We start from the raw sequence: 12,200 nt of genomic DNA on the forward strand, positions 1-12,200 counted from the left end.
TCGTGGTTGTCATGGGCAGCATCCGGACAACGCCGCGCGCGACCGACTCACCGGTACCCGGTCTGACCGTGGTCGCCGGCGGTGTCGCGGTCGCGATGATCGCCGCCTGGGTGCTGCCCTCCGTCAGCGCGCTGACCGTGGCGGTGCTGCTCGGCGCCGTCGTCGCCAACGTCGTGACGCTCCCGCCGTCGCTCGCGCCCGGGATCAAGCTCGCCGGACGACGCCTGCTGCGTCTCGGCATCGTGCTGCTCGGGTTCAAGCTCGTCATCCGTGACGTGCTCGCGCTCGGCTACGAGGTGCTGGCGCTGGCAATCGTCGCCGTGGTCGTCACGTTCGTCGTGACGCGCTGGCTCGGCCGGGTGCTCGGGGTGAGCGAAGGTCTGTCGTTGCTGATCGCGACCGGGTTCTCGATCTGCGGCGCGTCGGCCGTCGCCGCCATGAACGGTGTGCGCGAGCAGGACGAGGAGGACGTCGCCAAGGCGCTCGGCCTGGTCACCCTCTTCGGCACCGTGGCGATGTTCAGCCTGCCGGCGTTGTACCCGCTCACCGGCCTGTCCCCCGCCGGGTACGGCGTGTGGGCGGGCGGCAGCGTGCACGAGGTCGCCCAGGTGGTCGCCGCCGCCGGGCCGGTCACCGGTGCGCTCGCCATCGCGGTGGCCGTGAAGCTGACCAGGGTCGTGCTGCTGGCCCCGATGCTCGCCGCGGTGAGCGTCGCCGAACGCCGCAGGTTCCCCGACGCCGGCACGCGCCCGCCGCTCGTGCCGTTGTTCGTCGTGGGGTTCCTGGTCGCGGCGGGTGTGCGCGCCACCGGTCTCCTGCCCGACGTCGTCCTCTCCGCCGCAACGTTCGTCGACAACCTGCTGCTGGCCGCCGGCATGTTCGCCCTGGGCACCGCCGTGCGCCTGCGTTCCCTCGTCCGCTCCGGCCTGCCCGCTCTGACCCTGGGTCTGCTCTCCACCGTCCTGATCGCCGTGGTGGCACTGACCGGCGCTTTGTTGATCATGTGAGCGAAGGAGTCACCGCCATGCCTCGTCTGCTCTCCCCCGCCGCCGCACTCCTGGTCGGCGACGTCCGCACCGCCGTGGTGACCGGAGGCGACGACCACGCCGTCGCCGCACGGGTGGCCAGGGCGCTGACCGGCCACCTGGCCGACCCGCTGCTGCTCGACCCCGAGCACCGCGAACCGGACCCGGACCACTACCGCCAGCACGTCCTGCACGTGGAACCCGACGGCAGCTTCTCGGTCGTCGCCCTGGTCTGGCTGCCTGGTCAGGAAACGTGCATCCACGACCACGTGTCGTGGTGCGTGGTCGGCACGTACGTCGGCGAAGAAGAAGAAACCACCTATCGGCTCGTGGGCGATCGTCTGGTGCAGAGGGGCATCAACCGCACTCCGCAGGGCGTGGCGTCGTACCTGGTGCCGCCCGGCGACATCCACAAGGTGTGCAACAGCTCGGACTCGGTGGCCATCTCGATCCACGTCTACGGCGCGGACATCGGCCTGCTCGGCACGAGCATTCGGCGCAGGTACGACCTTCCGGTCGCACACTGATCGAACCGTTAAGACCAACATCGGCTTCGCGGCTAACCCAGGTCCCCTCCTGCAGCGATAGCAGGAACGTGGAACCCGATCTGTGGTCGGCGGCCGCCGCGGCCCTCGACGAGCACGAGCACGACCAGGTGATGGCACGACTGGCGGGCACCGTCGTGCAGCCCGGCCAGACCGAGCGGCTCGCCAGGGGTGAGCGCGACGTCGTGTTCCTGCTGCCCGACCGGCTGGTGCTCGTGCGGCCGGAGCCGTTCTGGACGGGAACGTACGAGCGCGGACAGGTCGTGCGGATCATCTTCGCCGCGGGGCACGTCCAGTTCGACCTCGTCGGGGGCGACAGCCTCGAGTTCTGGATCGACGCGGACCTCACCCCGGCCGAGCCGTTCGTCGAGCAGGCGGAGACGTGGCTCGCGCCGCGGAAGAGCTCCTCGGGCGGCGCAGCCATCGCGTTCGGTCTCGCGATCCTGGTGGCGCTGCTGTTCGTGTTCGGGCCGGTGGACCTGATGCCGCAGGACGACCGGCTCACCGTCCGCTCGACGTGCAGCGACTTCCTCCGGGTCGGCGTGGACGAGCAGCTGGAACTGCTCAGGCGCCTGTTCGGTCAGGCCGGCCAGCAGGACGAGGCGGACAAGCCCGCCACGCTCGACGCGTCACGCCGGCACTGCGGAGAGCACGGAGGCGCGACGCTGGACTCGCTCGTCACCGGGAAATGATCCCGCGTTCGATCGCACCCGTCGCGAACTCGACGAGCGCGGCGGGTTTCACCCTGTTCGCCCGCGCGCCCTGCAACAGCAGGTCGTCCGCGAGCCCGATCAGCGAGTCCCACACCCAGTGCGGCAGCGCCGGGTCGTCGAGGAGCGTCTGACCGCACTGCTGCGCGGTCTCGGCCAGCGCCTTCGCGAGCGCCCTGATCGTCTTGCGGTAGTCCTGCGCGGACCCGGCGACCTCCTTGCCCCTGCGGCCACCGGAGAGCACCTTCGCCTCCCACTGCGCGGCCGAGCGCCCGAACCGGCGCCACAGCTCGGTGACCTGGGGTTCGATCTCGCGCAGCACCCCGGCGATGCCGAGGCCGCGGTCGACGGTCGCGAGGGTGCGCTGCAGCTCGTCGAGACGGCGTTCCATGAGCGCCGCGAACACGTCCTCCTTGCCGGAGAAGTACTGGTACACGGTGCCGGAGCTGACGCCCGCCCCCACCGCGATCGCGCGCATGGTCAGGCCGGCGTAACCCTGCTCTTCCAGGATCAGCTCGGCCGACGACAGGATGTCGCGCCGCCTGCCCTCTGCGTCACCCCAGGCGGTGGTCTGCTCGGTGCTCACGAGCCGCAGCCTACTTTGAACAACGTTCAAAAGCATATTGAACGTTGTTCGGTTTCACCCTACTGTCGAGTGCATGGCGGAGACCGACGGCGAGTTGGCAAGACGGCTGGCCACCGAGACGGGCAGGCTGCTGGTCAGCGTCCGGCCGGGCGACGGCGATCGCACCGCGCAGAACTTCCTGGCGGCGCAACTGGAGGAGCACCGGCCGAACGACGCGGTGCTGTCCGAGGAGGCCCCGGACGACCCCCGCCGGCTCACCGCCGATCGGGTGTGGATCATCGATCCGCTCGACGGCAGCCGCGAGTTCGCCGAGCCCGGCCGCACCGACTGGGCCGTGCACGTGGCGCTGTGGGAACGGGGTGAGCTCGTCGCGGGAGCGGTCGCACTGCCCGCGTTCCAGCGGATCTCCCGGGTTCCGCACCGCCGCCCCAGGATCGTGGTGAGCCGCACCCGGCCGCCCGAGTGCGCGGAGCGGGTGGCGGCAGCGATCAACGCCGTCCTGGTGCCCATGGGCAGCGCGGGGGCGAAGACGATGGCCGTGGTGCGTGGTGAGGCCGACGCCTACCTGCACGCGGGCGGCATGTACGAGTGGGACTCGGCCGCACCGGTCTTCGTGGCGCGCGCGGCCGGGTTGCACGCCTCCCGCGCCGACGGGCGTCCGCTCGTCTACAACCAGCCCGATCCGTGGCTGCCGGACCTGCTGATCTGCCGCCAGGAACTCGCGGAGGTGCTCACGTGAACCACCTCGACCGGCTCGAAGCCGACAGCATCGACATCTTCCGCGAGGCGGTCGCGGAGAGCGAGCGGCCGGTGCTGCTGTACTCGATCGGCAAGGACAGCTCGGTGCTGCTCCACCTGGCGCGCAAGGCTTTCCACCCGTCGAAGCCGCCGTTTCCGCTGCTGCACGTGGACACCACGTGGAAGTTCCGCGAGATGATCGAGTTCCGCGACCGGACGGCGGCCGAGCTGGGCCTGGAGCTGATCGTGCACCGCAACCCGGACTGCGTGGCGATGGGCATCAACCCGTTCGACCACGGTTCCGCGCGGCACACCGACCTGTGGAAGACCCAGGGACTGCGCCAAGCTCTCGACAAGCACCGGTTCGATCTGGCGTTCGGCGGTGCCCGGCGGGACGAGGAAGCCTCTCGTGCCAAGGAAAGGGTGTTCTCGTTCCGCACCGCGCAGCACCAGTGGGACCCGAAGAACCAGCGGCCGGAGCTGTGGCGGCTGTACAACACGCGGGTCGCGCCCGGCGAGAGCATCAGGGTGTTCCCGCTGTCGAACTGGACCGAGCTCGACGTGTGGCGGTACGTCGAACGCGAGCGGATTCCCGTGGTACCGCTGTACTTCGCGGCACCGCGGCCGGTCGTCGACCGCGACGGCCTGCTGATCATGGTGGACGACGACCGCATGCCGCTGCACGAGGAACCGCGTCAGGAGCTGGTCCGGTTCCGCACGCTGGGGTGTTACCCGCTGACCGGCGCGGTGCGCAGCGAGGCGCGGACGGTGGCGCAGATCGTCGAGGAGATGCGGACCGCCACCACGTCCGAACGGCAGGGCAGGGCGATCGACCACGACCAGAGCGGGTCGATGGAGCGCAAGAAGCGGGAGGGCTACTTCTGATGGAGCTTCTGCGGTTCATCACCTGCGGCAGCGTCGACGACGGCAAGAGCACGCTGATCGGCAGGCTGCTGTACGAGTCGAAGCTGTTGTACGCCGACCACCTCGCCGCGCTGGAGGCCGACTCCCGCCGCGTCGGCACCCGAGGCGGTGAACTGGACTTCGCGCTGCTGGTCGACGGGCTGGCCGCGGAACGCGAGCAGGGCATCACGATCGACGTCGCGTACCGGTTCTTCGCCACCGAGGCACGGCGGTTCATCGTCGCGGACACGCCGGGCCACGAGCAGTACACGCGCAACATGGTGACGGGCGCGTCCACCGCCGAGGCCGCCGTGATTCTGCTGGACGCGCGCAAAGGCGTGCTCAGCCAGACCCGGCGGCACGCGCGGATCGTGTCCCTGCTGGGCATCCGACACGTCGCCGTGGCCGTGAACAAGCTCGACCTGCTGGACTACTCGCAGGAGGCGTTCGACGCGGTCGCCGCGCAGTTCGCCGAGTTCGCCGCCGAGCTGGACTTCGCCGAGATCACGTGCGTGCCGATGTCCGCGACCGAGGGCGTGAACGTGATCGGCCACAGCGAGCTGACCCCGTGGTACGACGGGCCGACCCTGTTGCAGTGGCTGGAGACCGTGGACGCGGGCTCGGCCCAGGACGGCCCGTCGCGGTTCCTCGTGCAGTGGGTGAACCGGCCTGACTCGACGTTCCGCGGGTTGTCCGGCCGGGTGCTGCGCGGCACGCTCCGCCAGGGCGACGCGGTGTCCACCGGCGGGCGAACCTCCACTGTGGACAGGATCGTCACGATGGACGGGGATCTGGCCGAGGCGCCTGCCGGGTCGTCGGTCACCGTGGTGCTCGCCGACGACGTGGACGCGAGCCGCGGTGACGTGCTGGGTGACGCCGCCGACCCGCCGGGCGTCGCCGACTCGTTCCAGGCGCACCTGGTCTGGTTGAACGAGACCGGTTTGCTGCCCGGCAGGCAGTACCTCGCGAAGATCGGCGCCCGCACGGTCGGGTTCACCGCGACGAAGGCGTTGCAGCTCAACGAGATCGGCGTCGACAAGGTGCACTTCGACGCCCCCGTGCCGTTCGAGGGCTACCGCACGAACCGCGACCTGGGCTCGTTCGTCGTACTCGACCGGCTCTCCAACGCCACCGTCGGCGCCGGGATGATCGATTTCGCGTTGAGCCCGGCGAACGTGCGCTGGCAGACGCTCACCGTCGACAAGCAGGCGCGGATCGCCCGCAACGGGCACCGGCCGTGCGTGGTGTGGCTGACCGGGCTGTCTGGCGCGGGCAAGTCCACCATCGCCGACCTGGTAGAGAAGGCGCTGCACGCGGAGGGCAGGCACACGTTCCTGCTGGACGGCGACAACGTCCGCCACGGCCTCAACTCCGACCTCGGGTTCACCGACGCCGATCGCGTGGAGAACATCCGGCGCATCGCCGAGGTCGCCGCGCTGATGGTCGACGCCGGCCTGATCGTGCTCGTCTCGTTCATCTCGCCGTTCCGGGCCGAGCGGGCGCTGGCACGCGGGCTCGTCGGCGAGAACGAGTTCTGTGAGGTCTTCGTGGACACGCCACTCGAGGTGGCAGAGCTTCGCGACCCGAAGGGCCTCTACCGCAAGGCCCGGCGGGGTGAGCTGGCGAACTTCACCGGGATCGACTCACCCTACGAACCGCCGGAAGAGCCGGAGATCAGGCTCGACACGACGACGATGAGCCCGGAGGCGGCGGCCGCGGCCGTGGTGGCGAGGCTGCGCACGCTCGGCGTCTGTTGAACGTTGTCCAGAATCAGGTATGTTCAGCTAGAACACGTTCTAAATTCTGGAGGCTGTGGTGCCGGATCAGGCGTGGTCGCAGTTCTGCCGGGCGTTGGAGAAGGCCGGCGAGGTGGTCCTGTCGGACCAGGCACCGGACACCCCGCTCGACCGCGCGGAGGGCTACCGGTACCTCGCGAGGCTCACGCGCGAGATGCTCTACTCCTGCCTGGACAACGCCGATCCCGACTTCCCGCGCTTCCACGAGCTGGACCTCGTGAAGATCGGCGCGGACAACCCGGACAACGTCTACCTGTCCGCGAACATCCGCGGCGACAGGACGTACCGGATCACCGGGACCCGCGGCACCATCGCGTACTTCAGCATCGGTTCCAAGGCCAACCGGTACGCCAAGGACGGCACGATGGCGTCCACCGGTGAGCTGTCCGACTCCGATCTCGTCATCGCGCCCGACGGCACGGTGGAGATCATCGCGAGCGCCGATCCGCACGACGGGAACTGGCTGCCGCTCGCGCCCGACTCCACCGGACTCGTGGTGCGCCAGACATATCTCGACCGCGAGACCGAGATTCCCGGCCGGTGGCACATCGAGCAGGTCGGCGGTCCGGCCGAACCCGCCCAGCTCACACCGGAGTTCCTGGCGAAGGCGTTGCAGCGGGCGGCCTTGTCGGTGCACGGCACCGCGGCCACGTTCGCGCACTGGACTCGTACGTTCATGAAGCGCCCCAACGAACTGCCCGACTTCGGCCAGGAGATGTTCCAGCGCGCGGGCGGTGACCCGGAGATCTTCTACCTGCACGGGTACTGGTCGCTCGAGCCCGGTGAGGCGTGGATGATCGAGACCGACGTGCCGGACTGCCCGTACTGGAACTTCCAGCTCGACAACTGGTGGATGGAGTCGCTCGACCACCGGCGCCGGATCACGGTCAACAAGCACACCGCGACGCTGGTCGACGGCCGCCTCACGATCGTGGTGGCGGAACGGGATCCGGGTGTCGGCAACTGGATCGACACCTGCGGCCACAGCTCGGGCACCGCGTTGCTGCGCTGGCTCGGCGCCACCGACCACCCGGTTCCGAAGTGCCGCGTCGTTTCGCTGGAGGAGGTTCGATGACGGTCACGACCGAGCTGAACGTGCCGGAACTGCTCGACGCCGCGTCGGCGAAGACCGGACTGTCGGACTACGGCGACGACTGGTTCCGCGAGCCGCTCGACGTCCTCGTGACGGCCCTCAACACCGAGGCCGCGCTGTCACCGCTGGGCCACGAGCTGACCAAGCGCCGGCTGACCGCCCTGCTGTCCGACCGGCTGCGGCTGCGCGCGTTGCAGCGCGAAAACCCGTCGGTGCTCGACGTCGAGGTGCGCGTCGCGGCCGAGATCTGCGGTCTGCCGCGCACCGGCTCGACCCTGCTGCACCGGCTGCTGGCCGCGTCACCCCAGGTCACGTCGACGCTGTCGTGGGAGGTCGCCTACCCGATCCCGTTCCCCGGCGAGGGGCCTGGGGCTCCGGAGCGCAAACGCCGTGCGCAGGAACGCATGCAGATGATGTCGCAGCTCCCTCCCGGCTTCGGCGACCTGCACACGGTGGTGTGGGACGGGCCGGAGGAGGACGTGATCCTGCTGGACCGCACGTTCGTCTCGATGAGCTTCGACTCGTTCTACTGGGTGCCCTCGTACGGCGACTGGCTGCGGTCCGCCGACCAGGGTCCCGCCTACCGCGAGCTGCGCGAGTGGCTGCAGGTGCTGCAGTGGCAGAACCCCTCTCGCGCGTTGCCCTGGGTGCTGAAGTCGCCGCACCACCTGACGGCCGTGGACACCGTGCTGGACGAGTTCGCCGACTGCAAGATCGTCATGACCCACCGTTCACCGGTCAACGCCGTGCCCTCGTACGCGTCGATGGTCAGCGCGATCTCTTCGCAGTACAGCGCGGACGTCGACCCGGTCCGAATTGGACGGTACTGGTCCCGGCGGTTTGCGAAGACCCTGAAGGGCTTCGCCTCCGCCCGCGCCGCACGCCCGGACCGTTTCGTGGACGTGCGGTTCGCCGACACCGTCGCCAAACCGGTGGAGGTCGCCCGCGAGGTGCTCGACGCGCTGGGGCTGCCCGCGGGTCCGGCCGACGACGCGGCGTTCGAGGCCTACCTGGAACAGAACCGCACCGAACGGCACGGCTCGCACTCCTACGCGCCACCGGACTTCGGACTCTCCGAGGACCAGCTGCGGCGCGACTTCGCCTTCTACTCGGAGGTCTACCTGTGATGCTCCAGGACGAGGTCGTTCTGATCACCGGCGTCGGTCCCGGCCTGGGCTCGAAGCTGGCCGTCCGCGCGGCCGCCGAAGGCGCGAAGGTGGTCATGGCCGCCCGCTCCGCCGACGTGATGAAGCAGGTGGAGAAGGACGTCGCCGCCGCGGGAGGCGAGGCCGTCGGCGTGCAGTGCGACGTGCGCAGGCCCGACGAGGTCGCCCGCCTGGTGGAAACCGCGGTCGACCGGTTCGGCACGATCACCGGTCTGGTCAACTCGGCGTTCGGGCATCCGGGTTTCTTCGACCTGCTGGACACCCCGGAGAAGGCGATCCGGCGGTCGGTCGACATCATCCTGTACGGCGCGCTGAACGTGACCCGCGAGGTCGTGCCGCACATGAAGGCGGCGGGGCGGGGGTCGATCGTCAACATCGGCACCATGGCCACGCGCACACCGTTGCGGGGCGAGGGCGGCTACGCGGTGGCGAAGGCGGCGATGGCGACCGCGACCAAGTTCCTGGCGCTGGAGCTGGGCGAGCACGGCATCCGCGCGAACCAGGCCGTGCTGGGCTGGCTGGACGGACCGGGCGTGCGGTTCTACCTCAAGCTCACCGCCGACAGCCGCGGTGTCAGCGAACAGGACGTCTACAACGAGATCGCGGCCCGCAACCCGTTGGGCCGCATTCCCGCCGACGACGCCTGCGCCGGCGCGGTGCTGTTCCTGCTGTCACGTCACGCGTCCGAGGTGACGGGTGCGGTGCTGGACGTCAACGGTGGGGAGTACATGCCGTCATGAGCTACGTCATCGAGTCCGTCACGGTGGAGATTCCCGCTCCCGCGTCGTTCGTGTGGGACGTTCTGCTCGACTACCCCGACTATCCACAGTGGAATCCGTACACCCTGTCCGTGGACACGACTCTCGCCGTCGACTCGCCGATCGACCTCACCCTGCCGAAGCCGGACGGCAGCGAGGGCACGTGGGTGAGCCGCGAGTACATCCGCGTCGTCGAGCCGCCCCGCCTGCTGCGTTATGACACGGGAGACACGTTCCCCGGACTGCTCGGCGTCCGTGACCAGCTGATCACGCCGCTGAGCGACGACCGGTGCAGCTACCACACGTTCGAGACGTTCACCGGCAAGTACGCGGAGGCGGTGTTCACGGCGCAGGGTGCGTACGTCAAGAAGGGCTTCGACTCGGTCGCGCACGCCCTGCGTGATCGGGTCAAGGAGCTGACCGGCTGAACGGGCGAATCCGGAACCTCAGGTCAGCCTGGACAGCACGGTGTGGCCGCACCCCCTGGCCACGGCCACACCGGCATCAGAGCCGCAGCAGACTCGACGGTGGACGCTCCGGTTCCATCGCCTCCTCCGCCGCGGGAAGCGTCTCGGGCAACCACGCGCGCAGCGCTCGCCCGAACATGAGCAGCGTGCGCCAGGTGTCCCACAGAGCGATGAGCGCCGCCGACAGGACGATCGACACGGCCACCGCGAGCACGCCACCACCGTCGAACAACACGACGACGGCCACGATCGCCCACAGCTCGACGACGGTGAAGATCACGGCGAACACGACCCGTTCCGTGTACTTGCGGCGAGCCCGCAACACCTCCGCGCGAGAGTGGGGGTCGGGGAGTGAGTTGCGCTTCATGACGGCTCCTGGTGCGACTCGGCGAACTGTGCCTCCGAGGAAACCGCGAGGGCCTTGACATGTCTGCGTCAGATGCCACACAACGCGCGCAATTCTTCCTCGCGGAGAATTTCTATGCCATTGCGCCGGGTCAGGATGATTCCCGCGTCCCGCAGGACTTTCAACGTCCGCGCGAGCGTCTCGCGGGAAATCCCCACAATGCCCGCGAGCTCGCGCTGCGTGAGAGGCACCGTGGCGATCAGGTCGTCGGCGCCGCGGTGCGCGAGGTCGAGCAACATCGCACCCACACGGTGCAACGAGGGCCCCGTCCGCAGGTCCTGCTGGTCGACCATGGCCCGCTGACGTGACGCGACGACCCGCAGCATCGCCCAGGTGATCCCCGGCCGCACCCGGCAGAGCGCCTCCAGGGCACGGGCGGTGATCACCATGCCACACACGGAATCCACCGCCGTCAACGTCGCGGAACGGCGCCTGCCGTCCACGGCTGAGAGCTCGCCGATGATCTCGCCGGGACCGCGGACGGCGAGCACGGTCTCCTCCCCGCTCAACGCGAACCGGCTCACCCGGACCCGGCCGCGCGAGACCACCAACACGTTCCGCGACAGGTCACCCTGGTGGCAGATCACCGATCCGGGCGCAAATTCGACGCAGGTCGCCGAACCTCGCAACGCTGTGCGATCGGCGGCGTCGAGCAACCCCCAGAAAGACCTGTCAATCCCCATGCCTCTCATGATTCAGGCAAGCGCACGCCGCACATTGCCCCGATCGATCTAAATCAAAGCGGGAATACACCAAGGGATTCCCGCCAGCAAGGACTACCGCGGCTGGGACAGGCCGCGCAGCACCCGGTTCACCGCGCTGGCCATCTGCTCGCGGTGGCGTTCCAGGGTTTCCGTCGTGACGCCCTCGACCGCCGCCTGGGCGACGTCGTCGGTGGCCACCCTGAGCACCGCGCTCATGGCCGCGGCCTGCACCCGGACCTCGATCGCGTCGGCGGGCTGGCCCAGTCGGCGGGCGAGGACCTCGGCCAGGGCGTCTTCCGCTCGCTCGCGCAGGACCAGGTAGGCGGCGCGCAACGCCGGTTCGTCGTGGGTCAGGCGCACCACGACCAGGTCGAGCGGCGCATGGGGTACGTGAACGACTTCTACCGTCTGTTCACCGCACCGGGCGTCGACCACTGCTTCGGCGGCAACAGCCCGCAGCCGACCAACCCGCTCGGCCAGCTGGTCGGCTGGGTCGAGCACGGCAAGGCTCCCGCGACGCTGACTGCGGCGACGGCCGACACCACGCGACACCTGTGCCCGTACCCACAGGTGTCGCGGTACCTGCACGGTGACCCGAAGGTCGCTTCCAGCTACCGCTGCATCCGCTAGAAACGGTTCGGGGGACGGCTTTCGTCGTCCCCCACTTCGTCAGGCGTGCTGCAACGCCTTGGGGTACAGCCAGCTGCCGGGCGTGTCCTCGGCGGGATTCGTGTAGTAGTCCCGGACCGCCGCGACGTACTCGTCCACGCTGATCGCGCCATCACCGTCGGTGTCGAGGTGCGCGAACGCCATCCCGCACTCCTCTTCGGACAGGCCGCGCGCCTTGAGCAGCACCCCGAACTCGGCCGCGTCGACCCGCCCGTCGGAGTTCGTGTCCGCGATGTCCAGCAACGACTGCACGATCTCGAGGAACTCCGCCTCGAACGGCCCGCCGTCCACGAACGCCTCGATCATCGCCTCGCGGTACTCCTCCGGCCCGATCCTGCCGTCGCGGTCGGTGTCGCAGAGCTCGGCCAGCACCTCCCAGAACCTGTCGTACGCCTCCACGAGGTCGCGGCCCCGCTCCGACGACGCGGGCTCTCCGAACGCCCGCAGCAGCCTGTTGGCCAGGGCGTAGATGTCCGCGAGCTCGATGACGCCGTTGCCGTTGACGTCGTAGTGGGCGAAGGTCGAGTCGATCCTGTGGTGCAGCACCTGCTTCATGCCCAGGCACTGTGCTGACGCGACGGTGCTTCGCGCAACGCGCGTCCCCCGCCTGGGTGGTGTTGTTCAGCCGTCTCCG

General features: G+C 69.4%; 15 protein-coding genes and 1 pseudogene. 11 read left to right on the forward strand and 5 right to left on the reverse strand.

The genetic code is table 11. From position 1 onward, the window contains the following. Positions 1-11 precede the first annotated feature (11 nt). The 3 genes from ACFOWZ_RS03350 (at position 12) to ACFOWZ_RS03360 (ending at position 2,262) form a co-directional block, all read left to right on the forward strand. Positions 12-1,007 (forward strand): YeiH family protein, encoded by a 996-nt coding sequence (locus tag ACFOWZ_RS03350; RefSeq protein ID WP_382368440.1) that lies wholly within the window; start codon positions 12-14, stop codon positions 1,005-1,007. A 17-nt stretch (positions 1,008-1,024) separates the two neighbouring features. Next, positions 1,025-1,552, forward strand: coding sequence for a cysteine dioxygenase family protein (locus ACFOWZ_RS03355; RefSeq protein WP_382368443.1), 528 nt, complete (start codon positions 1,025-1,027; stop codon positions 1,550-1,552). A 68-nt stretch (positions 1,553-1,620) separates the two neighbouring features. Continuing rightward, entirely contained in the window at positions 1,621-2,262 is a 642-nt protein-coding gene (locus ACFOWZ_RS03360) for a hypothetical protein (RefSeq protein WP_382368446.1), read from the forward strand. Here ACFOWZ_RS03360 and ACFOWZ_RS03365 read toward each other — a convergent pair. Next, positions 2,249-2,866 (reverse strand): TetR/AcrR family transcriptional regulator, encoded by a 618-nt coding sequence (locus ACFOWZ_RS03365; RefSeq protein WP_382368449.1) that lies wholly within the window; start codon positions 2,864-2,866, stop codon positions 2,249-2,251. The genes ACFOWZ_RS03360 and ACFOWZ_RS03365 overlap by 14 nt on opposite strands. A 73-nt stretch (positions 2,867-2,939) precedes the next feature. Here ACFOWZ_RS03365 and ACFOWZ_RS03370 point away from each other — a divergent pair, with 73 nt between their 5' ends. The 7 genes from ACFOWZ_RS03370 to ACFOWZ_RS03400 are packed head-to-tail and all read left to right on the forward strand — an operon-like array spanning position 2,940 to position 9,748. Further along, the gene (locus ACFOWZ_RS03370) at positions 2,940-3,605 is read left to right on the forward strand and encodes a 3'(2'),5'-bisphosphate nucleotidase CysQ (RefSeq protein ID WP_382368452.1); all 666 of its coding nucleotides are present in this window, start codon (positions 2,940-2,942) and stop codon (positions 3,603-3,605) included. Further along, positions 3,602-4,489, forward strand: coding sequence for a sulfate adenylyltransferase subunit CysD (gene cysD / locus ACFOWZ_RS03375; RefSeq protein ID WP_382368455.1), 888 nt, complete (start codon positions 3,602-3,604; stop codon positions 4,487-4,489). The genes ACFOWZ_RS03370 and cysD overlap by 4 nt, the downstream gene beginning before the upstream one ends. After that, positions 4,489-6,264, forward strand: coding sequence for an adenylyl-sulfate kinase (cysC, locus tag ACFOWZ_RS03380; RefSeq protein WP_382368458.1), 1,776 nt, complete (start codon positions 4,489-4,491; stop codon positions 6,262-6,264). The genes cysD and cysC overlap by 1 nt, the downstream gene beginning before the upstream one ends. A gap of 58 nt (positions 6,265-6,322) precedes the next feature. Then, complete coding sequence (locus ACFOWZ_RS03385) at positions 6,323-7,378, forward strand: DUF1214 domain-containing protein (RefSeq protein ID WP_382368461.1); 1,056 nt, start codon at positions 6,323-6,325, stop codon at positions 7,376-7,378. Further along, the gene (locus tag ACFOWZ_RS03390) at positions 7,375-8,523 is read left to right on the forward strand and encodes a sulfotransferase family protein (protein WP_382368464.1); all 1,149 of its coding nucleotides are present in this window, start codon (positions 7,375-7,377) and stop codon (positions 8,521-8,523) included. Before ACFOWZ_RS03385 ends, ACFOWZ_RS03390 begins: the two co-directional genes overlap by 4 nt. Beyond that, positions 8,523-9,302, forward strand: a complete 780-nt coding sequence (locus ACFOWZ_RS03395; protein WP_382369093.1) for an SDR family oxidoreductase — start codon at positions 8,523-8,525, stop codon at positions 9,300-9,302. Before ACFOWZ_RS03390 ends, ACFOWZ_RS03395 begins: the two co-directional genes overlap by 1 nt. Next, positions 9,299-9,748 carry an SRPBCC family protein gene (locus tag ACFOWZ_RS03400; RefSeq protein ID WP_382368467.1) on the forward strand — a complete coding sequence of 150 codons (450 nt, stop codon included), beginning with the start codon at positions 9,299-9,301 and terminating at the stop codon, positions 9,746-9,748. Before ACFOWZ_RS03395 ends, ACFOWZ_RS03400 begins: the two co-directional genes overlap by 4 nt. A 76-nt stretch (positions 9,749-9,824) precedes the next feature. On the opposite strand, the gene ACFOWZ_RS03405 is transcribed toward ACFOWZ_RS03400, so the two are convergent. From ACFOWZ_RS03405 to ACFOWZ_RS03415, 3 genes are all read right to left on the reverse strand, one after another. After that, the gene (locus ACFOWZ_RS03405) at positions 9,825-10,154 is read right to left on the reverse strand and encodes a hypothetical protein (RefSeq protein WP_382368470.1); all 330 of its coding nucleotides are present in this window, start codon (positions 10,152-10,154) and stop codon (positions 9,825-9,827) included. Positions 10,155-10,222: 68 nt separating this feature from the next. Continuing rightward, complete coding sequence (locus ACFOWZ_RS03410; protein ID WP_382368473.1) at positions 10,223-10,876, reverse strand: Crp/Fnr family transcriptional regulator; 654 nt, start codon at positions 10,874-10,876, stop codon at positions 10,223-10,225. 93 nt (positions 10,877-10,969) lie between these two features. Next, complete coding sequence (locus ACFOWZ_RS03415; protein ID WP_382369096.1) at positions 10,970-11,251, reverse strand: acyl-CoA-like ligand-binding transcription factor; 282 nt, start codon at positions 11,249-11,251, stop codon at positions 10,970-10,972. Between ACFOWZ_RS03415 and ACFOWZ_RS03420 the strand changes: the two are divergent. Next, positions 11,252-11,527, forward strand: a pseudogene (locus ACFOWZ_RS03420) (tannase/feruloyl esterase family alpha/beta hydrolase); the annotation flags it as partial. A 39-nt stretch (positions 11,528-11,566) separates the two neighbouring features. Here the strand turns inward: ACFOWZ_RS03420 and ACFOWZ_RS03425 are convergent. After that, positions 11,567-12,121: an EF-hand domain-containing protein gene (locus ACFOWZ_RS03425; protein ID WP_382368476.1), complete on the reverse strand. Its 555-nt coding sequence runs from the start codon at positions 12,119-12,121 to the stop codon at positions 11,567-11,569. Between the last annotated feature and the right edge of the window lie 79 nt (positions 12,122-12,200).

The organism is Lentzea rhizosphaerae, assembly GCF_042649515.1.
Taxonomy (GTDB): Bacteria; Actinomycetota; Actinomycetes; order Mycobacteriales; family Pseudonocardiaceae; genus Lentzea; species Lentzea aerocolonigenes.